The following is a 25,419-nucleotide window of genomic DNA, read 5'->3' on the forward strand; positions in this document are numbered from 1 at the left end:
GGCAGGTCTATGCAGCGGCTGTATCGAAAACGCATCGTTCTGGGCGTCGGCGGCGGCATCGCGGCCTACAAGAGCGCCGAGCTGGTCCGTCGTCTGCGCGATCAGGGCGCTGAGGTGCGTGTGGTGATGACCAAGGGTGGAGCGGAGTTCATCACGCCTTTGACCATGCAGGCCTTGTCCGGGCATCCGGTGCATCTGGACCTTCTCGACCCGGCTGCCGAAGCCGCGATGGGCCATATCGAACTGGCCAAATGGGCCGACCTGATCCTGATTGCACCCGCCACCGCCGACCTGATCGCCCGACTTGCTCAAGGCATCGCCAATGACCTGCTGACCACCATCGTGCTGGCCACTGATGCGACCGTCGCCATCGCTCCGGCGATGAACCAGGCCATGTGGCGTGATGCGTCTGTGCAGGCCAATACCCGCCTGCTCGAAGCGCGTGACTTTCGGGTATTCGGCCCGGCCTCCGGCAGTCAGGCCTGTGGTGATGTCGGTTTCGGACGCATGCTCGAAGCCGACGACCTGGCCCAGTGCGCCGCCGATTGCTTCAAGCGCCAGAGCCTGACCGGCAAGCACGTTCTGATTACTGCTGGCCCGACTCAGGAAAACATCGACCCGGTCCGCTACATCACCAACCACAGCTCCGGCAAGATGGGTTTTGCTCTGGCCGAAGCTGCCGTGGAAGCCGGTGCCCGCGTCACGCTGATCACCGGCCCGGTCAACCTGCCCACGCCGGATCGCGTCTCGCGTATCGATGTGGTCAGTGCTCGCGACATGCTGGCGGCCTGTGAAGCGGCGATTCCGTGCGACCTGTTCATTGCCTCGGCGGCGGTGGCTGACTACCGCCCGGAAGTAGTCGCCCCGCACAAACTGAAGAAAGATCCTGCAAAGGGTGATGGCTTGCTACTGCAGATGGTCCGTAACCCGGATATTCTGGCCACCATTGCAACGCGCCCGGATCGCCCGTTCAGCGTCGGCTTTGCTGCCGAGACTGAACACCTGCTGGACTACGCTGCGCGCAAGCTCAAGGACAAGAACCTCGACCTGATCGTCGCCAATGATGTGGCCAACCCCAGCATCGGCTTCAACAGCGAGGAGAACGCTTGCAGCGTAATTGACCGGGCGTTGCACGCAACGCTTTTTGCCCAGACCAGCAAGGCCAAGATTGCTCGCCAGCTGATCACTTTTATCGCCGACCGCATGACTCAGGTTTAATTACGAATGCACGCTCTACAAGCCAAGATCCTCGACCCTCGCATTGGCAACGAATTTCCGCTCCCGGCTTACGCCACCGTCGGTTCGGCCGGCCTGGACCTGCGCGCCATGCTCAAGGAAGACACTGTTCTCGAGCCGGGCCAGACCCTGCTGATCCCTACCGGCCTGTCGATCTACATCGGCGATCCAGGCCTGGCCGCGTTGATCCTGCCGCGCTCCGGTCTGGGTCACAAACACGGCATCGTGCTGGGTAACCTGGTGGGCTTGATTGACTCGGATTATCAGGGCGAATTGATGGTGTCTTGCTGGAACCGTGGCCAGACCGCATTCAACATCGCCGTTGGCGAGCGCCTCGCCCAACTGGTGCTGGTGCCGGTGGTGCAGGCGCACTTCGAACTGGTCGAAACGTTCGACGAAAGTCAGCGTGGCGCTGGTGGCTTCGGTCATTCCGGAAGTCATTGATCGTCGGTCGACAAATATAGTCCGGTTTCGGGTCAGGCTCAGGGAGAGGTCGGTGAAAGGCAGTCAGCGCAGTGCTTCAAAGCAAGCTACACCGGCCGATCACTCGCTTCCGGCCGCGAACCTTGGCGCCCTCGCTCCGGGCCTTGTGCCTGCGGCGATTGGGCTGGTAATTGCTGCGGTGATCGTCTGGATCGCGCTGATGACCGGTCCGCAGCAGCAGAATCAACTTGCCCAGGCATGGGGCGGCAGCCAGGCCGCCGCTGTCAGTGTGGCGTTGCGTCAGATCAACGCCAACACTCAGGTTGCCGCCTCCGGCCCGGCGCTTGTTCAGGCGTTGCAGGACAATAGCGTAGCGGCATTGGTGGCAGCACAAACGGGGCTTACTCAGTGGAGTGGTGTGGCGGGTGCGCGGCTTTTCCCCAAGGGGCTGGCTGATGTCGACCAACAAGGCGCGCTGCCGGTCAGCTTCGCCACGCTGGATATGCTCAACAAGGCCGCGCAAGGTGAGAACGTTGCCCCCGAGGCTCGCAAGGTTGGCGAGCGCTGGCTGATCTACAGCGTTGCGCCAGTGCGAGCGGATGCAACCCGGCCAGTTGCAGGCACATTGTTGCTGGCATTCGACATGCAACGCCTGCTCAGTGCCGTGCCCGCACTTCCAGCCGACGCCGGGCAGATTACCCTCAGTCAACAGTTCGGCAGCGCGCCCGCTCAGGTTTTCCTGCAGCGTGGGCAGGCTGGAGATGGAAAACCGCAGAGCTTTGACACTGGCTATTCCGGCTGGAAACTCGAGTTTACGCCGGGGCCGGCGCTACAAACTTCACCGCCCGTTCTGCTCCTGTTGCTGGCATTTTTTAGCGCTGCAGCAGGCGTGTTACTTGGCCTTCACCTTCATGAGCGGGCGTTGCAGCGGCGGATTTGTGCCGATGCGCGGCAACTGGATCAGCTGCTTCAAGAACTCTCACGCGGAAAAGCCGTCAAACCCTTCGGTTTGAGCCTCCCGGCACTTAATGGTCTGGCTCAGGCTTTGGCTCGTGTTTCGCTCCGCAGCCAGCCGCAGGCGGTTTCTGTCATGGCCACGGGCGATCAGCACGCTGCAGAGATTAGCAAAGGCAGTGCTTCGTCCACAGTCGCTGCGTCGCGCACTGACTGGACTGATCCGCTGTTTCAAGATACCGATATTCTAGATATCGACCTTCTCGATGAAAATCAGGACTTCCTGAGATCGGAGCATCCCCTCGTTATGAATAGCCCAGCATCCGTTGCACCCCAACTCCCAGAGACTATTTTCCGCGCTTACGACATTCGTGGCGTCGTCGGGGATACGCTCAACGCCGAAACAGCTTACTGGATCGGCCGTGCGATTGGCTCTGAAAGCCTGGCGCAGAACGAGCCCAACGTCAGCGTTGGCCGTGATGGTCGTCTGTCCGGTCCGGAGCTGGTGCAGCAGCTGATTCAAGGCCTCCACGACAGTGGCTGCCATGTCAGCGACGTTGGCCTGGTGCCGACGCCTGCCCTGTATTACGCCGCTAATGTGCTGGCGGGCAAGACTGGTGTCATGTTGACCGGTAGCCACAACCCCAAGGACTACAACGGCTTCAAGATCGTCATCGCGGGCGACACCCTCGCCAACGAGCAGATCCAGGCGCTGCATGAGCGTATCAAGACCAACAACCTGACCTCGCAGAAAGGCAGCATCACCAAAGTCGACATCCTTGATCGCTACTTCAAGCAGATCAAGGACGATATCGTCATGGCGCGCAAGCTCAAGGTTGTGGTCGATTGTGGCAACGGCGCAGCTGGCGTGATTGCCCCGCAACTGATCGAAGCGCTGGGTTGCGAAGTGATTTCCCTGTTCGCAGAAGTGGACGGCAACTTCCCCAACCATCACCCGGACCCGGGCAAGCTGGAAAACCTGCAAGACCTGATCGCCAAGGTCAAGGAAACCGGCGCCGATCTGGGCTTGGCGTTCGACGGTGACGGCGACCGCGTCGGTGTGGTGACCAACGCCGGTAACGTGGTTTACCCGGATCGCCTGTTGATGCTGTTCGCGCTGGATGTGCTCAAGCGCAATCCTGGCGCTGACATCATTTTCGACGTCAAATGCACCCGTCGCCTGACCCCGCTGATCAGTGAGCACGGTGGCCGTCCGGTCATGTGGAAAACCGGTCACTCGCTGATCAAGAAAGAAATGAAGAAAAGCGGTGCTCTGCTGGCCGGTGAAATGAGCGGCCACATTTTCTTCAAGGAGCGCTGGTTCGGTTTCGACGACGGCATCTACAGCGCTGCACGCCTGCTGGAGATCCTCAGCCAGGAATCGGCCAACGCCGAAGACCTGTTCGAGACCTTCCCGAACGATATTTCGACGCCTGAAATCAACATCAAGGTGACGGATGTCACCAAGTTCAGCATCATCGAGGCCCTTGAGAAAGACGCGCAGTGGGGCGATGCCAAACTGACCACCATCGACGGTGTCCGTGTGGATTATCCGAAGGGCTGGGGTCTGGTTCGCGCCTCTAATACCACGCCGGTACTGGTGCTGCGTTTCGAAGCCGAAACCGAGGCCGAGCTGCAGCGCATCAAGGATGTGTTCCACGCTGAGTTGAAGAAAGTTGCACCGGATCTCGACCTGCCATTTTGATTGCTTTTCCTTTTGACTGGAGCCCTGAATGACCCTCGAACGTGATGCCGCCTCTAATGTAGCCAAGGTCCTTTCCGAAGCGCTGCCGTACATTCGCCGCTTTGTCGGCAAGACGCTGGTTATCAAGTACGGCGGCAACGCCATGGAGAGCGAAGAGCTGAAAACCGGCTTTGCGCGCGATATCGTGTTGATGAAAGCAGTTGGCATCAACCCGGTAGTGGTTCATGGCGGCGGGCCGCAGATCGGTGATCTGCTCAAGCGCCTGTCCATCGAGAGCCACTTCATCGATGGCATGCGTGTGACTGACGCGCAGACCATGGATGTCGTGGAAATGGTGCTGGGTGGCCAGGTCAACAAGGACATCGTCAATCTGATCAACCGCCATGGCGGCAGCGCCATCGGCCTGACCGGCAAGGACGCTGAGCTGATTCGTGCGAAAAAGCTCATTGTCACGCGCCAAACGCCGGAGATGACCAAGCCTGAAATCATCGACATCGGTCAGGTGGGCGAAGTGGTTGGCGTCAATACCGGCCTGCTCAACATGCTGGTCAAAGGGGATTTTATTCCGGTCATCGCACCTATCGGTGTAGGTCCGGACGGCGAGTCTTACAACATCAACGCCGACCTGGTGGCAGGCAAGGTTGCCGAGGCCCTCAAGGCCGAGAAACTGATCCTGCTGACCAATATTGCCGGCCTGATGAATAAGCAGGGCGAAGTCCTGACCGGCTTGACCACCGAGCAGGTCGACGTGCTGATCGCCGACGGCACCATCTACGGCGGCATGCTGCCGAAGATCCGTTGCGCGCTGGAGGCTGTGCAGGGCGGGGTCAACAGCTCGCACATCATCGACGGTCGAGTGCCCAATGCGGTCTTGCTGGAGATCTTCACCGACAGCGGTGTCGGCACCCAGATCACCAATCGCAAGCGGCATTGATTCCGGCGTAACACCCAAAGCCCCGTGAGCTAATGCTGACGGGGCTTTTTTGTGGGCGATTGCTAGAGCTTAAGCTCGTAGCGCGGCGCAGATATTTAAGGCGGAGCGTGCGGAACGAGAGGTGTCCGGGCTTTTGATTCTCGTGCCCATGCTCGCGTGGGCATGCAGTTGTGGACGCTCCGCGTCCGATCCAGAAGGTGCAGCGGCTACTGCGTCAGCCGCTGCACCTGAACGCGGGCGGTGGCGAAGTCTGTTTCGGCTTTCGCGCGTGCAGCCTGATACCCGGTGATATCGGCTTGCAGCTTCTGCTGTTGGTCACGCAGGTCATTCAGTTGATCGACGAGCGTCTGCGGAACGGGGCGTCCTGCACGTTCCAGGTCGGCTGCCTGGCCTTGCAGGTTGCGCTGCTGTGCGGCGAGCCCCTGGATGTTGCCTTGGGCCACGCCGACCAGTGCGTCCAGTTCAGCCAGTTTGCGAGCCTTGACGCGGTCTACCTCGGCAACGCTGCTATACAGGCTCAGCAACTGAGCATCGGCGCTGGCCTGGCGCTTGTCTGCGTCGGCCTGGCGAATCTGCTCGGCCGTCGGGGCGGGCGGCACGACCTGTATCACCCGCCCACGCCCGTTGAGCACTTCGTAACCTTTGGCGACGTAGTCGGGCGGCACGCCTTGCGTATCAATCACCGTCACACCGCGACTGTCGACATAACGATAAAGGCGAACCTCAGGCGCGTCGGCGGCCTGGGCGACGATGGGCACGAGAATACCCAGCGAAAGCCAGAGCCCCGCAGCGCTCAGCTTGCCTGAAACCAGACCCAGTACTCTGCCGACGACTGCCATAGGCCTTCCTCAGATCCCGTATTGCGCGCGATAAGCCTCGACAGCCGGCAGATGCTGCTTGAGCTGCGGATCGTCAGCGAGGAATTCGAGCACCTGGTTCAGCGATACGATGCTCACTACCGGAATACCGAAGTCGCGCTCGACTTCCTGAATCGCCGACAGCTCACCATTGCCGCGTTCCTGGCGATTGAGGGCGATGAGTACACCGGCCGCCGTCGCGTTCTGATCCTTGATGATCTGCATGACTTCGCGAATCGCAGTACCCGCAGTGATCACGTCGTCGATGATCAGCACATTGCCCGCCAGTGGAGAGCCGACCAGGCTGCCACCTTCGCCGTGCGCCTTGGCTTCCTTGCGGTTGAAGCACCAAGGCAGATCCCGGCCATGATGTTCAGCCAGCGCCACGGCTGTCGCTGACGCCAGCGGTATGCCCTTGTAGGCCGGGCCGAACAGCACGTCGAAGCCAATACCGCTCTCCACGACTGCGGCTGCGTAGAAACGCCCCAGTTGAGCCAGCGCCGAACCGGTGTTGAAGAGCCCGGCATTGAAAAAGTACGGGCTGGTGCGCCCGGACTTGAGGGTGAACTCACCGAACCGCAGAACACCGCGATCGATGGCAAAACGAATGAAATCGCGTTGATACGCTTGCATGAAAAAAGCCCCGAATACCACGGATTTAGCTAATTGGTTTGAGCTCGGGTATCATACACGCACGTGATTTTTGGGGCCATTTATGCGGATCATCAGTGTGAACGTAAATGGCATTCAGGCGGCAGTCGAGCGCGGTTTGCTCAGTTGGCTGCAAGCTCAGAATGCCGACGTCATCTGCTTACAGGACACCCGCGCCTCCACCTTTGAACTGGATGATCCAGCCTTTCAGCTGGATGGCTACTTCCTCTATGCCTGCGAAGCCGAGGTTCCCGCTCAGGGTGGTGTCGCGCTTTATTCGCGGTTGCAGCCGAAGGCGGTAATCAGCGGGCTGGGCTTCGAGACAGCCGATCGGTACGGGCGTTACCTGCAAGCGGATTTCGACAAGGTCAGTATTGCCACCCTGCTCTTTCCCTCGGGGATGAACGGCGATGAAGACCTGAATCAGAAATTCAAGCTTATGGACGATTTCGGCAAGTATATGGACAAGCAGCGCCGCAAGCGTCGCGAGTACATCTACTGCGGGTCGCTCTACGTGGCGCAGCAGAAGCTCGACATCAAGAACTGGCGCGACAGCCAGCAGTCTCCTGGTTTCCTGGCGCCTGAACGTGCCTGGATGGACGAGATTGTCGGCACCATGGGCTATGTCGATGCCCTGCGTGAAGTCAGTCGCGAAGGCGATCAGTACAGCTGGTGGCCGGATAACGAGCAGGCCGAGATGCTGAATCTGGGCTGGCGCTTTGACTACCAGATCCTGACACCGGGCTTGCGCCGCTTCGTACGCAGCGCCCGTCTGCCGCGTCAACCGCGCTTCTCGCAGCATGCGCCGCTGATTGTGGACTACGACTGGACCCTGACTATCTGACAGTCAGGTAACAGCGCATACGAAAAAGCCGACTTGATGTCGGCTTTTCGCGTTGCTCGCAATGATCGCTACTTAATCAGGCGCCAAGTAAACGGGTAGCGATAATCCACCCCGTCGTTGGCCTTGATCCCGGCGATGATGGCCAGCACTGCGGCGCCAATCCCTACCAGCGTCAAGAGCGCAAAACCGATCACCAGCAGTATCAGCAGCATACTGACGGTCGCCGCAATGGCCACCGTGATCTGAAAATTCAGCGCTTCCTTGCCCTGCGCATCGATAAACGGGTCAGAGTCCTTCTTCAACTGCCAGATAATCAGCGGTCCCAGCAGGTTGCCGAATGGAAACATCAACCCGGCAAATGCTGACAAGTGACAGAACATCGCCCACTGACGAGCGCTTTGCGGCGGTTTGCTCAACGGTTGCAAGCTGTCACTCATTTTCAGACTCCAGGGGTATCAGTCGGCCAACGCGGCGCGCTGCAATTCGAACAGTTCGGTCATGCCTTTCTGTGCCAGTGCCAGCATCGCGTTCAACTCTTCAGGCTGGAATGGCGCGCCTTCGGCAGTGCCTTGTACCTCGATGAAGCCGCCGGCACTGGTCATCACCACGTTCAGATCGGTTTCGGCAGCGGAATCTTCAAGGTAGTCCAGATCAAGCACCGGCTCACCTTGATACATGCCGACGGAAACCGCCGCAATCATCTGCTTGAGCGGGTCGCCGCCTTTCAGGCCGCCGCGCTTCTTGATCACTTTCAGCGCATCGGCCAGTGCAACCATCGCGCCGGTGATGGACGCGGTACGCGTGCCGCCATCGGCCTGAATGACATCGCAATCGACATACAGGGTGACGTCGCCCAGCTTGGACATGTCCAGCGCTGCACGCAGCGAACGACCGATCAGGCGCTGGATTTCCAGGGTACGGCCACCCTGTTTGCCACGGCTGGCTTCACGCTGGTTACGCTCGCCGGTGGCGCGCGGCAACATGCCGTACTCGGCGGTCAGCCAGCCTTGGCCCTGGCCCTTGAGGAAGCGTGGTACGCCGTTTTCGACGCTGACGGTGCAGATCACCTTGGTGTCACCAAACTCGACCAGTACAGAACCCTCGGCGTGTTTGGTGTAGTTGCGGGTGATGCGAATCGAGCGGAGCTGATCGGCGGCGCGACCACTTGGACGTTTCATCTGGGATACCTGTACTGAGACGGAAAACTGCTGACCATTATAGGGGCCACAACTGCCGCTGGGCATCTCTAAAACTCGCGGCGGCCGAACCCGCATGATTCGCACGCTCCAAAAAGAGCTCTGGATGCCAGGATCGGGCGATTTGCAGCGCTTTGCATTTCCTGTCTCATTGCCGGATTGGGAGCGGGCGTCGCACTGCGCTACAATCCTGCGCCTCTGCAGCCAGTCGGCTTTCACGACATCCATGACAGCCGACTCATCGCGTTCATGGACTGAATCAAGAGGTACTTCGCATGGTGCACAGTATGACCGCCTTCGCCCGGGTAGAGCGGGCTGGCGCCCAGGGCACGCTGAGTTGGGAATTGCGCTCGGTCAACCACCGTTACCTTGAGCCGCACCTGCGTCTGCCCGAATCGTTTCGTGATCTGGAGGGTGCGATTCGTGAAGCCCTGCGTCAGGGGCTTTCGCGCGGCAAGGTCGAATGCACCCTGCGCTTTGTCGAAGAGACCGCCGGCAAGCCGCTGCAAGTGAACCGCGAGCGTGCCGCTCAATTGATCGCAGCGGCCGAGTCGGTTGCCGGCCTGATCAAGCAGCCGGCTGCGCTGAACCCGCTTGAGGTGCTGGCGTGGCCTGGTGTCCTGGTCGCTGACGCCAACGATCCGCAGGCGCTGAACTCCGCCGCGTTGACCCTTTTCAATGAGGGCCTGGCCGAGCTGAAAAGCGGTCGCGGCCGCGAAGGCGCCGACCTTGCCAGACTTCTCGACGAACGGTTGACTGTCATCGTTCAGGAAGTGGCCACTTTGCGTACTCTGGTGCCGCAGATGCTGGCCGCTCAGCGGCAGAAGGTGCTGGATCGCTTTGCCGACATAAAGGCCGAGCTGGACCCACAGCGTCTGGAGCAGGAAATGGTCCTGCTGGCGCAGAAGAGCGATGTCGCAGAAGAGCTGGACCGTCTCAGCACGCACGTTACCGAAGTACGCCGCGTGCTCAAGGCTGGCGGTCAGGCGGGTCGCCGTCTCGACTTCCTGATGCAAGAGCTTAATCGCGAAGCCAACACACTGGGCTCCAAGGCCTTTGATCCCCGCAGCACGCAAGCTGCCGTCAACCTCAAGGTGTTGATCGAGCAGATGCGTGAGCAAGTGCAGAATATTGAGTAAGGCTAAACCTGACATGACCCACATCACTGGCACCCTGTACATCATTTCCGCCCCATCCGGCGCGGGCAAGACCAGTCTGGTCAAGGCGTTGATGGACGCTCAGCAAGAGCCCCAGCACGGCGCGCAGGCAAAGATCCGCGTGTCGGTTTCGCACACTACGCGCGCAATGCGTCCGGGTGAAGTGGATGGCGTGAACTACAACTTCGTCGATCGTGCCGAGTTCCTGCGCATGATCGAGCATGGCGACTTTCTTGAGCAGGCCGAGGTCTTCGGCAATCTGTATGGCACCTCGCAAAGCCACTTGCAGCAGACGCTGGATGAGGGCCACGACCTGATTCTGGAAATCGACTGGCAAGGCGCCCGTCAGGTTCGCGCGCAAATGCCGCAGGCCCGATCGATCTTCATTTTGCCGCCGACTCAGCAGGCTCTGCGTCAACGCCTGACCAATCGCGGCCAGGACAGCGATGAAATCATCGAAGCGCGGATGCGTGAAGCGGTCAGCGAGATGAGTCACTACAACGAATACGAGTACATCGTGGTCAATGACGATTTTGCTGGTGCGCTGGAAGACCTCAAGGCTATTTTCCGCGCCAATCGCCTGACCCAGCAGTACCAGCAGGAACAGTACAGCGAGCTTTTTCAGGAGTTGCTGGCCTGATCGAACTGTTTTCGGGCATTGGGTTACAGTTTAAAACCTTACCGTTTGTGGCTTGCCGCTTGATGCTTGACCTTGTCCGCTTGTAAACTACCGAGTCCGCTCGCCCATCCGGGCATCGCGCATCCGCATTTGCTACGAGGAATACCCATGGCCCGCGTAACCGTTGAAGACTGCCTAGAACACGTGGATAACCGCTTTGAGCTGGTCATGCTCTCCACAAAGCGTGCCCGTCAACTGGCAACCGGCGGCAAAGAGCCAAAGCTGGCGTGGGAAAATGACAAGCCTACGGTTATGGCCCTGCGCGAAATCGCTGCTGGCGTGATGAGCTACGATGTAATCGCAGAAGCCGAAATCGTTGAAGATGAGCCATTGTTTGCAGCGTTCGAGGACGAGTCAAACGAGGCCGTCTAAGCCTATGCCGGGTCGACGTAGTACGGCGCAGGGTAAAAGCCATTGGCAGGGGGTAGCGCCTTGCCGAGCATAGACGCCCTCGCCGACAGACTGTCGGCTTACCTCGGCAAGGACCAGGTCAATCTGGTTCGCCGAGCGTACTTCTACGCCGAACAAGCCCACGACGGCCAGCGCCGTCGCAGCGGCGAAGCGTATGTTACCCACCCGCTCGCGGTGGCCAATATTCTTGCCGACATGCACATGGACCATCAGAGCCTGATGGCTGCGATGCTGCATGACGTGATCGAAGACACCGGTATTGCCAAGGAAGCGCTCAGCGCGCAGTTCGGCGAGACCGTTGCGGAACTGGTCGACGGGGTCAGCAAACTGACCCAGATGAACTTCGAGACCAAGGCCGAAGCCCAGGCGGAAAACTTCCAGAAGATGGCCATGGCCATGGCGCGCGACATTCGCGTGATCCTGGTCAAGCTCGCTGATCGCCTGCACAACATGCGCACGCTTGAAGTCCTGTCTGGCGAGAAGCGTCGACGTATTGCCAAGGAAACCCTCGAAATCTATGCGCCCATCGCCAATCGGCTGGGCATGCACAACGTGCGCATCGAATTCGAGGATCTGGGCTTCAAGGCCATGTACCCGATGCGTTCCTCGCGAATCAACCAGGCGGTCAAGCGCGCCAGGGGCAATCGCAAGGAACTGGTCAACAAGATCGAAGAATCCCTGAGCCATTGCCTGGCCGTTGATGGCATCGAAGGTGATGTCAGCGGGCGGCAGAAGCATCTTTACGGTATCTACAAGAAGATGCGCGGCAAGCGCCGTGCCTTCAACGAGATCATGGACGTTTACGCGTTCCGTATCATCGTCGACAAGGTCGATACCTGCTATCGCGTGTTGGGCGCTGTACATAATTTGTACAAGCCATTGCCTGGCCGTTTCAAGGATTACATCGCGATTCCCAAAGCCAACGGCTATCAGTCGCTACATACCACTTTGTTCGGTATGCATGGCGTGCCCATTGAAATCCAGATTCGCACCCGCGAAATGGAAGAAATGGCCAATAACGGAATCGCCGCGCACTGGCTGTACAAGTCCAGTGACGACGAGCAGCCCAAGGGCACTCATGCTCGTGCCCGGCAGTGGGTCAAAGGCGTGCTGGAAATGCAGCAGCGCGCGGGCAACTCGCTGGAGTTCATCGAAAGCGTCAAAATCGACCTGTTCCCGGACGAGGTCTACGTGTTCACGCCGAAAGGCCGGATCATGGAGCTGCCCAAAGGCTCCACCGCCGTGGACTTTGCTTACGCGGTACACACCGACGTCGGCAACAGCTGCATCGCCTGCCGTATCAACCGCCGACTGGCGCCGCTGTCCGAACCGCTGCAAAGCGGCTCCACCGTCGAAATTGTCAGTGCTCCCGGCGCACGTCCAAATCCGGCATGGCTGAACTTCGTCGTCACCGGCAAGGCGCGCACGCACATTCGTCACGCGCTCAAGCTGCAGCGCCGTTCCGAGTCGATCAATCTCGGCGAGCGTCTGCTGAACAAGGTCCTCAACGGTTTCGAATGCAGCCTGGACAAGGTCTCTGCGGAGCGTGTCCAGTTGGTGCTGACCGAATACCGTGTCGAAGTGCTGGAAGACCTGCTCGAAGACATCGGGCTCGGCAATCGCATGGCCTATGTCGTCGCCCGTCGCCTGCTGGGCGAAGGCGATCAGCTGCCGAGTCCGGAAGGTCCGCTGGCGATTCGCGGCACCGAAGGTCTGGTACTCAGCTACGCCAAGTGCTGTACGCCGATTCCGGGCGATCCTATTGTCGGTCACCTGTCTGCGGGCAAGGGCATGGTCGTGCACCTGGATAACTGCCGCAACATCAGCGAAATTCGTCACAACCCGGAAAAATGCATCCAGCTTTCCTGGGCCAAGGACGTCACCGGCGAATTCAACGTCGAATTGCGTGTCGAACTGGAGCACCAGCGTGGCCTGATCGCCCTGCTGGCCAGCAGCGTCAACGCCGCCGACGGCAATATCGAAAAAATCAGCATGGACGAGCGCGATGGCCGCATCAGCGTGGTCCAACTTGTGGTCAGCGTACACGACCGGGTGCACCTGGCCCGCGTGATCAGGAAATTGCGCGCCCTTGCCGGGGTGACTCGTATCACCCGGATGCGCGCGTAACTCATTCAATAATCAGGAGTTATTCATGACCAAGACTGTCATCACCAGCGAAAAAGCCCCGGTGGCCATCGGCCCTTATTCTCAGGCGATCAAAGCTGGCAATACCGTCTACATGTCCGGACAGATTCCGCTGGATCCAGCGACCATGGAGCTGGTCGAGGGCATTGAGGCACAAATCATTCAGGTTTTCGAAAATCTTAAGTCGGTTGCAGAAGCCGCAGGCGGCTCCTTCAAGGACATCGTCAAGCTGAACATCTTTCTGACTGACCTGTCTCACTTTGCCAAGGTCAACGAAATCATGGGCACTTACTTCTCGCAGCCTTACCCAGCGCGCGCTGCCATTGGCGTTGCTGCACTGCCGCGTGGTGCTCAGGTCGAAATGGACGCGATTCTCGTCATCGAATAAATCCCCCGACGGAGCGTGCCTTGCGCTCCGTTTTCCCTGAAGGAAGGAATCCGTTATGCGCTCCGCGCTCGTCATCTCGCTGCTCGCCGTCATTCTAGGCGGCTGCGCCAGCCACGCCGACCGCAATCCGGACGGCACCTGGATCAACCAGACAGCCATTGATGCTGCCGTCAAACAAGGCAACTTGCGTCAGGCGCTGCTCGCCAATGGCCCCAACCTGGAATGGAAGGTCAACACCAAGGCCAATCAGGCTATCTACTCCAATGGTTTCGAATTGGGCGAAGGCAAGATTGTCAGTGCTGCCGAAGGCAAGCTGCACATCGACTTCTACGGTAACTTCTTCGAAGACCTGAGCGTGAAGGGTGATGAGCTGGTTCAGGCCGCCAGCGAGTCGGGTCCTGAGCAGCATTTCCAGAAGCCCGAGAAACCGGCTCCTGACGGTGCCCAGCCAGGCAGCAGCTTTGAGCAAGCCTTGTACAGCGCCTACATGGGTGGCAAGTGGACGATTGCCGAAGGTGATGGCCAAGGCAGTACCGTGCAGTTCATGCCGGACGGCAGTGTGCAAGGGCTTCCGGAAAATGATCGTTTTGCACTTTGCCTTGCTGGTGACTGTGCCGCGATGAGCGGCGAATACGACAGCATGTGGCTGGAAAAGGCCGAGAAAGGCAACCCGTGGATCTTTGCCCGCAAGGGCAAGCAACTGGAAATCTTCCAGGCGGTGAACAATGCCGGTGCCGACCAGATGCCTGAATTGCGTCCCGGCCCACGTCGCTGGTTGCTGGAACAGCAGTAACCGCTTGCTGAATCAGGAGCGCCGTTCGAGGCGTTCCTGATTTGCGCTTGCTCCACCCTTGAAGTGCTACCCCAGCAGGGCCGCATAGCCAGCCCGGTAATCCGGGTACACCGGTGCCCATCCCAAAGCACGCGCCTTGGCATTGCTGCAGCGTTTGCTGCCGACACGCTGCACGCTGACCTCCTCCGACCACTCGGTGACACCCAGGTACTCACGTATCCACGCCACCACATCGGCTAGCGCGGCAGGGTCGTCGTCGACTCCCAGATAACAGCTTTCCAGCGCCACGCCGCGCTGATCCGCTTGCAGCAGATAGGACAGCAGGCTGGCTGCATCATCGGCATGAATGCGATTGGCGTAGACCGGCGGATCGACCCTGACGCTATGCCCCTGACGTACACGATTCGACAGGTCGCTGCGGCCGGGGCCGTAAATGCCCGTTAGCCTCACAGCGGTGGCCGGCAGCCCGCTGTTCAGCGCCAGCTCTTCGGCTTCCAGCATCACAGTGCCGGTGTAGCTGCCGGGTTCGGTGGCCGAATTCTCATCGACCCACTCGCCATTCTGCTGACCATAAACACCGCTGCTGGAGACGAAGATCAATCGTTTGGGCTGCTGTCCGGTTTGCTTCAGCCAGCCCAACACGTTTCTCAGCCCTTCGACGTAGGCCATTCGATAGCCGGCTTCATCACGCTGTGATGGGGTGGCGCAATACACCACGTAGTCGAGTGGTGCGGTTGGCCAGTTATCCGGCTTTTCACCCTTGAACAAATCAGCTTCAACGCCGATCACCCCGTCCGGGAGCTCGGAAACCGTACGTCGCAGCCCATGCACAGCCCAGCCATCCGACATCAGCCGGATGGCGAGCCGAGAGCCGATATCGCCGCAACCGGCGATCAGGAGGGAAGGTGCAGTCATTCGGAATCTCCAGGTGAAGGTGCTATCAGCACCGTAAAACTCTTCGTAAAAACAGGACCATTTACGCTGATATGTAAAAAAGCTACCACATTGCTTTTGTTAACAAGAACGATTTGCAATAATGGCAGCCCATTTGTTCCCTGCAGGCGTCGAAAGCACCACGCGACGTACAGGAACCATTCCCTATTTCTCTCTCAGGTCCGGCCAGCATGACACGCAATCAATCAATCGCTTCGCCAACCAGACTGCCCCGCATGCCTCGCGCATGGCGCGGTATCGCGGCCCTAGTCTTGAGCCTGATGCTCGCGCCAATGGCGCTTGCGGATCAATCGGCACCGACCTCCGCGCCTGCCACTCCTCCGGCAGCGACTGCGCCAGCTGCAACCGATGCTGCCGCACCTGACGCCGTTCCTGCGCAGGCGCTTGAGCCGGTCGCCGAAAACAACAGCCTGGGCATGGCGCACGATCTGTCGCCATGGGGCATGTACCAGAACGCTGACGTGGTCGTCAAAGCGGTCATGATCGGCCTCGCCATTGCTTCGATTATCACGTGGACCATCTGGATCTCCAAAGGCTTCGAGCTGCTGGGTGCCAAGCGCCGCTTGCGTGGCGAGATCGTCAACCTCAAGAAGGCCCGCTCCCTCAACGAAGCGAGCGCCACCGCCAGCAAGGAAGGCACTCTTGCTCACCTGCTGGTGCAAGACGCCCTCGAAGAGATGCGCCTCTCGGCCAACAGCCGTGAGCGTGAGGGCATCAAAGAGCGTGTCAGCTTCCGCCTTGAGCGTCTGGTAGCTGCCTGCGGCCGCAACATGAGCATGGGCACCGGCGTGCTGGCGACCATCGGTTCGACCGCGCCCTTCGTCGGCCTGTTCGGTACGGTATGGGGCATCATGAACAGCTTCATCGGCATCGCCAAGACCCAGACCACCAACCTCGCTGTAGTTGCGCCCGGCATTGCCGAAGCGCTGCTGGCAACCGCACTCGGTCTGGTTGCCGCGATTCCGGCGGTGGTCATCTACAACGTGTTCGCCCGCTCCATCGCCGGTTACAAGGCTCAGGTTTCCGATGCCTCGGCGCACGTTCTGCTGTTGGTCAGCCGCGATCTGGATCACCTGCCAGAGCCGACCGAACGCAATCAACAACAACCGCACATGGTCAAGGTGGGCTAACACGTGGGCCTGCATCTTAACGAAGGCGGCGACGATCTCGCCGAGAACCACGAAATCAATGTGACGCCGTTCATCGACGTCATGCTGGTGCTGTTGATCATCTTCATGGTGGCGGCTCCGCTGGCGACCGTGGACATCAAGGTCGACCTGCCAGCCTCCACGGCCAAGCCGCAACCCAGACCTGAAAAACCGGTCTTCCTCAGCGTCAAGACTGACAAGAGCCTGTACTTGGGTGACGAGAAGGTGGCGCGCGAGCAGATCGGTCAGATACTGGATGCCCGCACCAAGGGCAAGAAGGACACCACGATCTTCTTCCAGGCCGACAAGGGCGTGGATTACGGCGATCTGATGGAAGTCATGAACACGCTTCGGGGTGCGGGTTACCTGAAGGTCGGTCTGGTGGGTCTTGAGACGGCTGGTAAGAAATGATCAGTACGCGCCAAAAACTGACGCGCTATAGCGGTAGTCTGTTGTTGGTGCTGGCCGTGCACGCGATTGCGATCATTGTTGCTCTTCGGTGGCCCGCCCCTCAGGCGATCGAACTGCCACCTGCTGCCATGATGGTTGAACTCGCACCTGTGCCACAGCTTGCACCGCCGCCACCTCCCCAGGTTGTTCAGCCACCACAGCCGCCTGCACCGGAAGAGCAGGCGCCGATGCCTGAGGTCGCCGAGGCGCCGAAGCCGGAAATCGTGGTGCCGAAAAAAGTCGAGAAGCCCAAACCGAAGCCGCAACCTCCCAAGCCGCAGAAGAAGCCTGAGCCGCCTCAGGAAAAACCTGCCGCAGAGAAGCCGGTCGATGCTCCGCCAACGCCGGCCAAGCCCGAGAAATCGGCTGCCCCGACGCCGCCTGCTGCTGCGCCTTCGCCACCCAGCAACGCGTTGCCGAACTGGCAGGGCGATTTGCTGAGCCATCTCGGCAAGTACAAAAAATACCCTGAGGATGCACGCCGTCGTGGCATGCAAGGTGTGGCTCGGCTGCGCTTCGTGGTGGACGCTGATGGCAACGTGTTGTCCTACTCGATCGCCAATACTTCAGGCAGTCCGGCGCTGGATCGGGCGACCATGGAAATGATTCGTCGCGCTCAGCCGCTGCCCAAGCCGCCCAAGGAAATTCTCAACAACGGCACCATTGAAATCCTCGCACCGTTCGTTTATTCGCTGGATAAACGCTGAATCGCACTTTTGTTACGCATGAGTGCTTCTGATAACGTGCGTCTATCGATTGCACCCGCTATGCTGGGCCCGCAACTTCATGGACGCCCGTTATGACCCTTACAGAATTGCGCTACATCGTTACGCTCGCCCAAGAGCAACACTTTGGCCACGCTGCCGAACGCTGCCACGTCAGCCAGCCAACGCTGTCGGTGGGCGTCAAGAAACTGGAAGACGAACTTGGTGTGCTGATTTTCGAGCGCAGCAAGAGCGCCGTGCGTCTAACCCCGGTCGGTGAAGGGATCGTGGCCCAGGCGCAGAAGGTACTGGAGCAGGCTCAAGGTATTCGCGAACTGGCCCAGGCCGGCAAGAATCAACTGACCGCTCCGCTGAAAGTCGGTGCGATCTACACGGTCGGCCCTTATCTGTTTCCGCACCTGATCCCGCAACTGCACCGGGTTGCCCCGCAGATGCCGTTGTACATCGAAGAAAACTTCACGCACGTCCTGCGCGACAAGCTGCGTAACGGCGAGCTGGATGCCGTTATCATCGCCTTGCCGTTCAACGAAGCGGACGTACTGACCCTGCCGCTCTACGACGAGCCGTTCTCGGTGTTGATGCCGGCCGGCCATCCGTGGACTCAGAAAGAGACCATCGATGCAGCAGCGCTCAATGACAAGAGCCTGCTGTTGCTGGGTGAAGGCCACTGCTTCCGTGATCAGGTTCTGGAAGCCTGCCCGACGCTAGGCAAGGGCAACGAAGGCGCGAAGCACACGACGGTCGAGTCCAGCTCGCTGGAAACCATCCGCCACATGGTCGCATCAGGATTGGGTATTTCGATCCTGCCGCTGTCGGCGGTCGACAGCCATCACTACGCCCCCGGTGTGATCGAAGTCCGCCCACTGACGCCTCCCGTGCCATTTCGCACGGTCGCCATCGCGTGGCGTGCAAGCTTCCCGCGGCCGAAAGCCATCGAGATTCTTGCTGACTCTGCACGTCTGTGCTCAGTGGCTCGTCCGAAAACAGAAGCGAGCTAGGCAGAAAAACAATGAGCGAGCTTTCCAGAGTCTCGGTCACTGCGCTCAAGGGCGTCGGTGAGGCGATGGCAGAAAAGCTGGCCAGGGTCGGTCTGGAAAACCTGCAGGACGTGCTGTTCCATCTGCCGTTGCGTTATCAGGACCGGACCCGCATCGTGCCTATCGGTGCGTTGCGTCCCGGTCAGGATGCGGTGATCGAAGGCGTCGTCAGCGGCGCCGATGTGGTGATGGGCAAGCGTCGCAGTCTGCTGGTACGCCTTGGTGACGGTACGGGCGTGGTCAGTCTGCGTTTCTATCACTTCAGCAACGCCCAGAAAGAAAGCATGAAGCGTGGCACGCACCTGCGTTGCTTCGGTGAAGCTCGCCCCGGCGCCTCCGGCCTGGAAATCTATCACCCGGAATACCGGGCAATTACCGGCGATGAGCCTGCGCCTGTCGAGCAGACACTGACGCCGATCTATCCCACCACCGAAGGCCTGACTCAGCAGCGTCTGCGCCAGTTATGCCAGCAAAGCCTGGCAATGCTTGGCCCTAAAAGCCTGCCAGACTGGCTGCCTGAAGAGCTGGCCCGCGATTATCAGTTGGCACCGCTGGATGACGCGATCCGCTACCTGCATCATCCGCCCGCCGATGCTGACGTCGACGAACTGGCTTTGGGGCATCATTGGGCACAGCATCGTCTGGCGTTCGAAGAGCTCCTGACCCATCAGCTTTCTCAACAACGCCTGCGTGAAAGCCTGCGTTCACAGCGCGCTCCGGCACTGCCCGTGGCAAAAAAACTGCCGAAGCAATTTCTGGCCAACCTCGGTTTTGCGCCCACGGGTGCTCAGCAACGAGTCGGCAAGGAAGTGGCCTACGATCTCAGCCAGCCAGAGCCGATGCTGCGCCTGATTCAGGGTGACGTGGGTTCGGGCAAGACGGTAGTCGCGGCGCTGGCTGCCTTGCAGGCGCTGGAAGCCGGTTATCAGGTGGCACTGATGGCGCCTACCGAGATTCTGGCGGAGCAGCATTACATCAACTTCCAGCGCTGGCTTGAGCCCCTGGGTGTTGGTGTGGCCTGGCTGGCGGGCAAGCTGAAGGGCAAGGCGCGCTTCACGTCGCTGGAACAGATCGCCACTGGCACTCCGATGGTGGTGGGCACTCATGCGCTGTTTCAGGACGAAGTGCAGTTCAAGAACCTGGCCCTGGTGATCATCGACGAGCAGCACCGTTTCGGTGTTCAGCAGCGGCTGGCGCTGCGCAAAAAGGGCGTCGGCGGGCTGATGTGTCCGCACCAGTTGATCATGACCGCCACACCGATCCCGCGCACGCTGGCCATGAGTGCATACGCTGATCTGGACACCTCGATCCTCGACGAACTGCCGCCTGGCCGGACGCCGGTCAATACCGTGCTGGTCGCCGATAGCCGCCGTCTTGAGGTCGTCGAGCGCGTGCGTGCAGCCTGTGCCGAGGGTCGTCAGGCTTACTGGGTCTGTACGCTGATTGAAGAGTCCGAAGAGCTGACCTGCAAGGCCGCTGAAACAACGTATGAAGAACTGAGCAGTGCGCTGGGTGAAGTGCGCGTCGGGCTTATTCACGGGCGCATGAAGCCCGCAGAAAAAGCCGCGATCATGGCTGAGTTCAAGCAGGGCGCTCTGCAGTTGCTGGTGGCTACTACGGTGATCGAAGTCGGCGTCGACGTGCCGAATTCAAGCCTGATGATCATTGAAAACCCGGAACGCCTCGGGTTGGCGCAACTGCATCAGTTGCGCGGTCGTGTCGGACGCGGCAGTGCTGTCAGCCATTGCGTGCTGCTGTATCACCCGCCACTTTCCCAGATTGGCCGACAGCGGCTCGGCATCATGCGCGAAACCAATGACGGTTTTATCATCGCCGAGAAGGATCTGGAGTTGCGCGGACCGGGCGAAATGCTCGGCACGCGACAAACGGGCCTGCTGCAATTCAAGGTCGCTGACCTGATGCGCGACGCAGACCTGCTGCCGGCCGTTCGCGACGCGGCTCAGGCCCTGCTTGAGCGCTGGCCGCAACACGTCAGCCCATTGCTGGATCGATGGTTACGTCATGGTCAGCAGTATGGCCAGGTGTGATACAGGCTACGCTTTGGAAACCGCGTGAGACCCAAAACGGATAACGTGGTTATACTTCAAAAAATGTAGGAATTTGGACAAAGACCATGACAGAAGTTGCCCACGTCAACGATCCGCACCACGCGCCGCCTGTTATCCGGCAGTTGCTTGAAAAGTTGGCGATCAGCTATCACGAAGTCCTGGACGACAAAGACCTGCAACCCGCTCGCAAGGTCCAGGCCGTACTGGTCGAGGATGCTGTGGGCGCCCTGCTGATTCTGTTTCCGCAAAGTCAGTTGCTGGACCTCAGCCGGATCACCGAGCTGACCGGGCGCCAACTGACCGCCGTGCCGCACGAGCGACTGGCGCGCATGCTGACCAAGCACAGTCTGCAAGTGTTGCCGGGGCTTCCGGCACTGACCAGTTCGCCGTGCCTCTACGACGAACGCTTGTTGCAGGAGCCATTGCTGCTTGTAGGTTCGGGGGAGCCCGGCTTGTGGCTGGAGATCAGCAGTGACGATTTCAAGTCCATGCTGAGCAAGGCCAGTGCCGCACATTTCGGCCAATCCATTGCAGGGATTCACCCCAATCTGGACCGGCCCGACGATGATCGGGCAGAAATCACCCAGGCCATGCATGCGTTCACGGCCCGTCGTATCCAGCAGCGTCTGGAAGCGACCCTGGAAATTCCACCGCTGGCGGGCACCGCACAGAAAATCATCAAGCTTCGGGTCGATCCCGATGCAACCATCGATGACATCACCGGCGTGGTCGAAACCGACCCGGCGCTGGCGGCTCAGGTTGTCAGTTGGGCGGCGTCGCCTTATTACGCGTCGACCGGCAAGATTCGTTCGGTCGAAGATGCAATCGTTCGGGTTCTGGGCTTCGACCTGGTGATCAATCTGGCGCTGGGCCTGGCGCTGGGCAAGACCCTGAGTCTGCCCAAGGATCAACCGCAACAGACCACGCCCTACTGGCAGCAGTCGATCTACACCGCGGCAGTCATCGAAGGCCTGACCCGTGCCATCCCGCGTGCCAAGCGCCCTGAAGGCGGCCTGACCTACCTCGCCGGTTTGCTGCATAACTTCGGTTATCTGTTGCTGGCCCATGTGTTCCCGCCACACTTCTCGTTGATCTGTCGCCAGCTGGAGGTCAACCCGCACCTGCATCACAGCTACATCGAGCACCACCTGCTGGGCATCAGCCGCGAGCAGATCGGTGCCTGGCTGATGCGCTACTGGGACATGCCGGACGAGCTCGCTACCGCGCTGCGCTTCCAGCACGATCCAGACTACGCGGGCGAGCATCACGCTTACGCCAACCTGGTTTTCCTGGCTGTGCGCCTGTTGCGCGCCAATGGCGTAGGGTCAGGGCCTCAGCAAGAGATTCCTGACGAGCTCTTCGAACGCCTGGGCCTTACCCGTGACAAGGCCAATGAATCGGTCAGGAAAGTGCTGGAAGCCGAAGTACTGCTACGCGAACTGGCTTCGCAGTTCAGTCAGTGATCGACATCTGACCCGCTTTCCATGAAGGAGCGAGCCTGGCAGTGACTTGCTTTGCTCGCACCGGCCTGTTTGTGAACAAGTGAAGCGTCGCCCGGCTCGCTAAGGCTCACCTTCATCCCCCGGCAAATCCTCATCCAGATGCAGCCACGGCAGTTTGTTTTCTATCCATATGTGGCGAGATGGCGTGGCCAGTTCGGGTTGATCGAGCGTTGCGATGGTGACGTCTATCTCGTTCGGGCTGTTGCGAGTAAACAGTGCCAGGTGGGCTCCGCAGTTGCCGCAGAAATAGCGGACGCAGGTCGAGGCAGAATCGTAAGCGGATGGGCTGCCTGTAAGCCACTGGAAAGAAGTGAGCGGCACGCTTATCCAGGTCATCACGGTTGCGCCCGAGGTGCGCCGGCAGATGGAGCAGTGGCAGTGCGCAATGTCCCGCAACGGGGCATCGAACTGATAGCGAAGGCTGCCGCAATGGCAGCCACCTGTCTGGCTCTGGCTCATCGGCGCGTCTCCCTGTTGTGCGCTATTACTCCTGTGACAATAAAAATCTGACAACCACCGATTGAAAGGTCGGTGAAAGCTTGGGCAATTAGCATCAGCCCACTTCCGGCACAAAGACCGGTTAGCCAGGAACGGACTCCGAGGTGTTTCAGGCCCAATTAACAACAATAATGGTGATTCCGATGCTTGCTGATTTCTCGATCCATACCCTTCTAGCGCCAACACTCCACGTACCGCTCCTACTGAGCTGAATCGTTCATTTAAACGTTCTGTAGCCGTATTACGTCTGGAGTATTCCCATGCTGACTTTCCTTGGCTTCGCCATGGTTATTGCGTTCATGTACCTGATCATGAGCAAGCGCCTGACTGCGCTGATCGCCCTGATCCTGGTTCCGATCATCTTCGCCCTGTTCGGTGGCTTCGCGTCGCAGATCGGCCCGATGATGCTGGCAGGTATCACCAAGCTCGCGCCGACCGGCGTGATGCTGATGTTCGCCATTCTGTACTTTGCGCTGATGATCGACTCCGGTCTGTTCGACCCGGCCGTGCGCAAGATCCTGAAAATGGTCAAAGGCGACCCGATGCGCATCTCGGTCGGTACTGCGGTACTGGCGTTGGTGGTGTCTCTCGACGGTGACGGTGCAACCACTTACATGATCTGCGTTGCCGCCATGCTGCCGCTGTACAGCCGCATCGGTATGAGCCCGCGCATCATGGCAGGCCTGATCATTCTGGCCGGCGGCGTGATGAACATGACTCCCTGGGGCGGCCCGACCGCTCGTGCGGCCAGTGCCCTGCACGTCGATGCCTCCGACATCTTCGTACCGATGATCCCGGCCATGCTGGCAGGTGTCGTTGCAATCCTGGCGATTGCCTACTTCTACGGCAAGCGTGAACGCGCCCGTCTGGGTGAACTGCACCTGCAAGGTGATGAAGTCGACCACAGCGAAATCAGCGTCTCGCAATTCCCTGACGCGCGCCGTCCAAAGCTGATCTGGTTCAACGCAGCCCTGACCCTGGCACTGATGGTCGCCCTGATCATGGGCCTGCTGCCCCTGCCGGTCCTGTTCATGATCGCGTTCAGTATCGCGATGATCATCAACTACCCGAACCTGCAAGATCAGAAGGACCGCGTCTCGGCCCACGCTGGTAGCGTGCTGGCGGTGGTCGGCCTGATCTTCGCGGCCGGTATCTTCACTGGCATCCTGTCCGGTACCGGCATGGTCGACGCGATGTCGAAAAGCCTGCTGGCGGTGATTCCGGATGCGCTGGGCCCTTACCTCGCGGTCATCACCGCGCTGGTCAGCATGCCGTTCACCTTCTTCATGTCCAACGACGCGTTCTACTACGGCGTACTGCCAGTGTTGTCCGAAGCCGCTGCCCACTACGGCATCAGCCCGGTGGAAATGGCCCGCGCTTCGATTGTCGGTCAACCGGTTCACTTGCTCAGCCCACTGGTGCCATCGACTTACCTGCTGGTTGCTCTGGCCGGTATCGAGTTCGGTGACCATCAGCGCTTCACCCTGAAATGGGCGATTCTGGTGTGCATGTGCATCCTGGTTGCCGCGCTGCTGATGGGGATCTTCCCGTTCTATAGCAGCATGTAAGCTTCTTTAGCTGCCCCCAAGGCTCGCCGTGACTTGATCGTTGACGGCGAGTTTTTGCGTTTTGGGGGCGTCAGTTGGTTGATGGTCGATACAGCAACACCTCGGCCATATGACTGCGATTAATCGCGTCCACTTGCTCCACATTCGCCAAGCCGCGCGCCACTTTCAGCAGCCTGTGTTGCCGGGGTCCGATCACAGGTAATTAATGCCCTTGGCATTCTTTTCGGTGGCGCTGATCTTCTTGTTGAAGGAGTCTTCACGGCCAGACTGGATGGCATCGAGCACGTCCATGAGCTGTTTACGCGCAGCGTTCCGGGCTTGCAAGGCAGATTTTGCTTTGAGAAGGGCTTGGGCGCGTTGCATCTCATTTTGATGCTCTCGCATGCTGTTTATGCTCTGAGCAACGCGTTGAGCTGCATCTTTTGGCCTGGTGAGATCAGGATTATGTGTCTGATGATCACCACAAGCGTTCGCCGCTGTAGGCTCTGTTTGCTGTGCATTGATCCTTGCCCCGTTCCGTTCTGCTCGGCCAAGCAGCCTCCCGCCGGACTTATCCACACGAGGACTGTCGCGTTGCGCTTGATTCAACGCGACGCCTAACGAGCTAAGCACCGAGCTTGCAGGTGGCCGCCGAGGTAACGAAGACGAAGCAGAATGGGCTTGCGCCTCTGGCCCAGGCAGCGGTGTAGAGACTGCGTCGGCTGGCGGCTCCCAAGGATTGAGCTTGCCAGCGCTGTCTTGCATATAAACCCTGACAAGGTTCAAGTCGTGATTAGGGTCGGGCTCAAACCTCAAAACAGGATGGTGCGTCGAGTTGCGCCCTGAAATGGCCGGGACACCGAACATGTTGTCACCCAGGGAAGCCAACTCGAACAGTTTCCCTTCCTCGATACTGGCGCGGATGTGGTTACCAATGGAGCAACGCCCCTTATTTAACCATCTCATCGAACCTGCGTTGATCATGCGCGTGGAGTTGGGAATGGCAATTTTGCGTGCGTCTTGAGCGGCCAATCCCTTGCTGGTGGTTGATGTGAGCGGCGTTATATTCAATGGGTAATCTCCGTTTACTGCCCGCTAAGTGGCGATCCGCGATAA

General features: G+C 59.5%; 25 protein-coding genes. 18 read left to right on the forward strand and 7 right to left on the reverse strand.

Translation table 11 applies throughout. The annotated features are described in order from the left end of the window. The first annotated feature begins 9 nt into the window (after positions 1-9). Genes coaBC through argB form a run of 4 tightly spaced genes read left to right on the forward strand, consistent with a single transcriptional unit; the run spans position 10 to position 5,252 of the window. Positions 10-1,218, forward strand: coding sequence for a bifunctional phosphopantothenoylcysteine decarboxylase/phosphopantothenate--cysteine ligase CoaBC (coaBC, locus tag N018_RS00510; protein WP_025388580.1), 1,209 nt, complete (start codon positions 10-12; stop codon positions 1,216-1,218). Between the two features lie 6 nt (positions 1,219-1,224). Then, on the forward strand, positions 1,225-1,680 hold the full coding sequence (gene dut, locus N018_RS00515; protein ID WP_024643581.1) for a dUTP diphosphatase: 456 nt from the start codon (positions 1,225-1,227) through the stop codon (positions 1,678-1,680). Positions 1,681-1,732: 52 nt separating this feature from the next. Then, complete coding sequence (locus tag N018_RS28325; RefSeq protein ID WP_025388581.1) at positions 1,733-4,318, forward strand: phosphomannomutase/phosphoglucomutase; 2,586 nt, start codon at positions 1,733-1,735, stop codon at positions 4,316-4,318. 28 nt (positions 4,319-4,346) lie between these two features. Further along, entirely contained in the window at positions 4,347-5,252 is a 906-nt protein-coding gene (gene argB / locus N018_RS00525) for an acetylglutamate kinase (RefSeq protein WP_024643579.1), read from the forward strand. A gap of 206 nt (positions 5,253-5,458) precedes the next feature. Here the strand turns inward: argB and N018_RS00530 are convergent, their stop codons facing one another. Further along, complete coding sequence (locus tag N018_RS00530) at positions 5,459-6,091, reverse strand: hypothetical protein (RefSeq protein WP_025388582.1); 633 nt, start codon at positions 6,089-6,091, stop codon at positions 5,459-5,461. 9 nt (positions 6,092-6,100) lie between these two features. Next, positions 6,101-6,742, reverse strand: a complete 642-nt coding sequence (gene pyrE / locus N018_RS00535; RefSeq protein WP_024643577.1) for an orotate phosphoribosyltransferase — start codon at positions 6,740-6,742, stop codon at positions 6,101-6,103. A gap of 82 nt (positions 6,743-6,824) precedes the next feature. On the opposite strand from pyrE, the gene N018_RS00540 reads away from it, so the two are divergent. Further along, the gene (locus tag N018_RS00540; RefSeq protein ID WP_002551505.1) at positions 6,825-7,604 is read left to right on the forward strand and encodes an exodeoxyribonuclease III; all 780 of its coding nucleotides are present in this window, start codon (positions 6,825-6,827) and stop codon (positions 7,602-7,604) included. Positions 7,605-7,672: 68 nt separating this feature from the next. Here the strand turns inward: N018_RS00540 and N018_RS00545 are convergent, their stop codons facing one another. Both N018_RS00545 and rph read right to left on the reverse strand, forming a co-directional pair. Continuing rightward, the gene (locus tag N018_RS00545) at positions 7,673-8,041 is read right to left on the reverse strand and encodes a DUF4870 domain-containing protein (protein WP_024643576.1); all 369 of its coding nucleotides are present in this window, start codon (positions 8,039-8,041) and stop codon (positions 7,673-7,675) included. 18 nt (positions 8,042-8,059) lie between these two features. Further along, positions 8,060-8,782 (reverse strand): ribonuclease PH, encoded by a 723-nt coding sequence (gene rph / locus N018_RS00550; RefSeq protein WP_003313989.1) that lies wholly within the window; start codon positions 8,780-8,782, stop codon positions 8,060-8,062. A gap of 293 nt (positions 8,783-9,075) precedes the next feature. Between rph and N018_RS00555 the strand changes: the two genes are divergently transcribed. From N018_RS00555 to N018_RS00580, 6 genes are all read left to right on the forward strand, one after another. Further along, positions 9,076-9,939, forward strand: a complete 864-nt coding sequence (locus tag N018_RS00555) for a YicC/YloC family endoribonuclease (protein ID WP_025388583.1) — start codon at positions 9,076-9,078, stop codon at positions 9,937-9,939. Positions 9,940-9,952: 13 nt separating this feature from the next. Beyond that, on the forward strand, positions 9,953-10,597 hold the full coding sequence (gene gmk, locus N018_RS00560; protein ID WP_025388584.1) for a guanylate kinase: 645 nt from the start codon (positions 9,953-9,955) through the stop codon (positions 10,595-10,597). A 147-nt stretch (positions 10,598-10,744) separates the two neighbouring features. After that, the gene (rpoZ, locus tag N018_RS00565) at positions 10,745-11,008 is read left to right on the forward strand and encodes a DNA-directed RNA polymerase subunit omega (protein WP_024643574.1); all 264 of its coding nucleotides are present in this window, start codon (positions 10,745-10,747) and stop codon (positions 11,006-11,008) included. Between the two features lie 60 nt (positions 11,009-11,068). Beyond that, entirely contained in the window at positions 11,069-13,174 is a 2,106-nt protein-coding gene (gene spoT / locus N018_RS00570; protein WP_024643573.1) for a bifunctional GTP diphosphokinase/guanosine-3',5'-bis pyrophosphate 3'-pyrophosphohydrolase, read from the forward strand. A gap of 25 nt (positions 13,175-13,199) precedes the next feature. Next, positions 13,200-13,580, forward strand: coding sequence for a RidA family protein (locus N018_RS00575; RefSeq protein ID WP_024643572.1), 381 nt, complete (start codon positions 13,200-13,202; stop codon positions 13,578-13,580). Between the two features lie 55 nt (positions 13,581-13,635). Next, positions 13,636-14,373, forward strand: coding sequence for a hypothetical protein (locus N018_RS00580; protein ID WP_024643571.1), 738 nt, complete (start codon positions 13,636-13,638; stop codon positions 14,371-14,373). A 66-nt stretch (positions 14,374-14,439) separates the two neighbouring features. Here the strand turns inward: N018_RS00580 and N018_RS00585 are convergent, their stop codons facing one another. Then, positions 14,440-15,288: an NAD-dependent epimerase/dehydratase family protein gene (locus N018_RS00585; RefSeq protein ID WP_025388585.1), complete on the reverse strand. Its 849-nt coding sequence runs from the start codon at positions 15,286-15,288 to the stop codon at positions 14,440-14,442. 209 nt (positions 15,289-15,497) lie between these two features. Between N018_RS00585 and exbB the strand changes: the two genes are divergently transcribed. The 6 genes from exbB (at position 15,498) to N018_RS00615 (ending at position 22,219) form a co-directional block, all read left to right on the forward strand. Next, positions 15,498-16,457: a tonB-system energizer ExbB gene (exbB, locus tag N018_RS00590; RefSeq protein ID WP_025388586.1), complete on the forward strand. Its 960-nt coding sequence runs from the start codon at positions 15,498-15,500 to the stop codon at positions 16,455-16,457. A 3-nt stretch (positions 16,458-16,460) separates the two neighbouring features. Further along, the gene (exbD, locus tag N018_RS00595) at positions 16,461-16,886 is read left to right on the forward strand and encodes a TonB system transport protein ExbD (protein WP_007248288.1); all 426 of its coding nucleotides are present in this window, start codon (positions 16,461-16,463) and stop codon (positions 16,884-16,886) included. Beyond that, a complete protein-coding gene (locus tag N018_RS00600; RefSeq protein ID WP_024643568.1) occupies positions 16,883-17,632 on the forward strand; it encodes an energy transducer TonB in 750 nt (249 codons plus the stop codon). The genes exbD and N018_RS00600 overlap by 4 nt, the downstream gene beginning before the upstream one ends. 92 nt (positions 17,633-17,724) lie before the next feature. Beyond that, positions 17,725-18,648, forward strand: a complete 924-nt coding sequence (locus N018_RS00605) for a hydrogen peroxide-inducible genes activator (protein WP_024643567.1) — start codon at positions 17,725-17,727, stop codon at positions 18,646-18,648. An 11-nt stretch (positions 18,649-18,659) separates the two neighbouring features. Next, the gene (recG, locus tag N018_RS00610; protein ID WP_025388587.1) at positions 18,660-20,735 is read left to right on the forward strand and encodes an ATP-dependent DNA helicase RecG; all 2,076 of its coding nucleotides are present in this window, start codon (positions 18,660-18,662) and stop codon (positions 20,733-20,735) included. Positions 20,736-20,821: 86 nt separating this feature from the next. Then, entirely contained in the window at positions 20,822-22,219 is a 1,398-nt protein-coding gene (locus N018_RS00615) for an aminoacyl-tRNA deacylase and HDOD domain-containing protein (protein WP_024643565.1), read from the forward strand. Between the two features lie 99 nt (positions 22,220-22,318). On the opposite strand, the gene N018_RS00620 is transcribed toward N018_RS00615, so the two are convergent. Continuing rightward, positions 22,319-22,717: a GFA family protein gene (locus N018_RS00620; protein ID WP_024643564.1), complete on the reverse strand. Its 399-nt coding sequence runs from the start codon at positions 22,715-22,717 to the stop codon at positions 22,319-22,321. A 299-nt stretch (positions 22,718-23,016) separates the two neighbouring features. Between N018_RS00620 and N018_RS00625 the strand changes: the two genes are divergently transcribed. Continuing rightward, the gene (locus N018_RS00625; RefSeq protein ID WP_024643563.1) at positions 23,017-24,324 is read left to right on the forward strand and encodes a CitMHS family transporter; all 1,308 of its coding nucleotides are present in this window, start codon (positions 23,017-23,019) and stop codon (positions 24,322-24,324) included. A gap of 192 nt (positions 24,325-24,516) precedes the next feature. Here N018_RS00625 and N018_RS28330 read toward each other — a convergent pair whose 3' ends face one another. Continuing rightward, positions 24,517-25,287, reverse strand: a complete 771-nt coding sequence (locus tag N018_RS28330) for a type III effector (RefSeq protein WP_195757178.1) — start codon at positions 25,285-25,287, stop codon at positions 24,517-24,519. Positions 25,288-25,419: the final 132 nt, after the last annotated feature.

This window comes from Pseudomonas syringae CC1557 (genome assembly GCF_000452705.1).
GTDB classification, from domain to species: domain Bacteria; phylum Pseudomonadota; class Gammaproteobacteria; order Pseudomonadales; family Pseudomonadaceae; genus Aquipseudomonas; species Aquipseudomonas syringae_F.

Coding starts and splice junctions, on each gene's coding strand:
- rpoZ (WP_024643574.1), top strand. CDS start 10,745: ATGGCCCGCGTAACCGTTGAAGACTGCCTAGAACACGTGGATAACCGC.
- N018_RS00600 (WP_024643568.1), top strand. CDS start 16,883: ATGATCAGTACGCGCCAAAAACTGACGCGCTATAGCGGTAGTCTGTTG.
- coaBC (WP_025388580.1), top strand. CDS start 10: ATGCAGCGGCTGTATCGAAAACGCATCGTTCTGGGCGTCGGCGGCGGC.
- gmk (WP_025388584.1), top strand. CDS start 9,953: ATGACCCACATCACTGGCACCCTGTACATCATTTCCGCCCCATCCGGC.
- N018_RS28330 (WP_195757178.1), bottom strand. CDS start 25,287: ATGATCAACGCAGGTTCGATGAGATGGTTAAATAAGGGGCGTTGCTCC.
- N018_RS00620 (WP_024643564.1), bottom strand. CDS start 22,717: ATGAGCCAGAGCCAGACAGGTGGCTGCCATTGCGGCAGCCTTCGCTAT.
- dut (WP_024643581.1), top strand. CDS start 1,225: ATGCACGCTCTACAAGCCAAGATCCTCGACCCTCGCATTGGCAACGAA.
- N018_RS00575 (WP_024643572.1), top strand. CDS start 13,200: ATGACCAAGACTGTCATCACCAGCGAAAAAGCCCCGGTGGCCATCGGC.
- N018_RS00585 (WP_025388585.1), bottom strand. CDS start 15,288: ATGACTGCACCTTCCCTCCTGATCGCCGGTTGCGGCGATATCGGCTCT.
- N018_RS00615 (WP_024643565.1), top strand. CDS start 20,822: ATGACAGAAGTTGCCCACGTCAACGATCCGCACCACGCGCCGCCTGTT.
- N018_RS00530 (WP_025388582.1), bottom strand. CDS start 6,091: ATGGCAGTCGTCGGCAGAGTACTGGGTCTGGTTTCAGGCAAGCTGAGC.
- exbB (WP_025388586.1), top strand. CDS start 15,498: ATGACACGCAATCAATCAATCGCTTCGCCAACCAGACTGCCCCGCATG.
- recG (WP_025388587.1), top strand. CDS start 18,660: ATGAGCGAGCTTTCCAGAGTCTCGGTCACTGCGCTCAAGGGCGTCGGT.
- N018_RS00555 (WP_025388583.1), top strand. CDS start 9,076: ATGGTGCACAGTATGACCGCCTTCGCCCGGGTAGAGCGGGCTGGCGCC.
- N018_RS00580 (WP_024643571.1), top strand. CDS start 13,636: ATGCGCTCCGCGCTCGTCATCTCGCTGCTCGCCGTCATTCTAGGCGGC.
- rph (WP_003313989.1), bottom strand. CDS start 8,782: ATGAAACGTCCAAGTGGTCGCGCCGCCGATCAGCTCCGCTCGATTCGC.
- argB (WP_024643579.1), top strand. CDS start 4,347: ATGACCCTCGAACGTGATGCCGCCTCTAATGTAGCCAAGGTCCTTTCC.
- N018_RS00625 (WP_024643563.1), top strand. CDS start 23,017: ATGCTGACTTTCCTTGGCTTCGCCATGGTTATTGCGTTCATGTACCTG.
- N018_RS00545 (WP_024643576.1), bottom strand. CDS start 8,041: ATGAGTGACAGCTTGCAACCGTTGAGCAAACCGCCGCAAAGCGCTCGT.
- N018_RS00540 (WP_002551505.1), top strand. CDS start 6,825: ATGCGGATCATCAGTGTGAACGTAAATGGCATTCAGGCGGCAGTCGAG.
- pyrE (WP_024643577.1), bottom strand. CDS start 6,742: ATGCAAGCGTATCAACGCGATTTCATTCGTTTTGCCATCGATCGCGGT.
- N018_RS00605 (WP_024643567.1), top strand. CDS start 17,725: ATGACCCTTACAGAATTGCGCTACATCGTTACGCTCGCCCAAGAGCAA.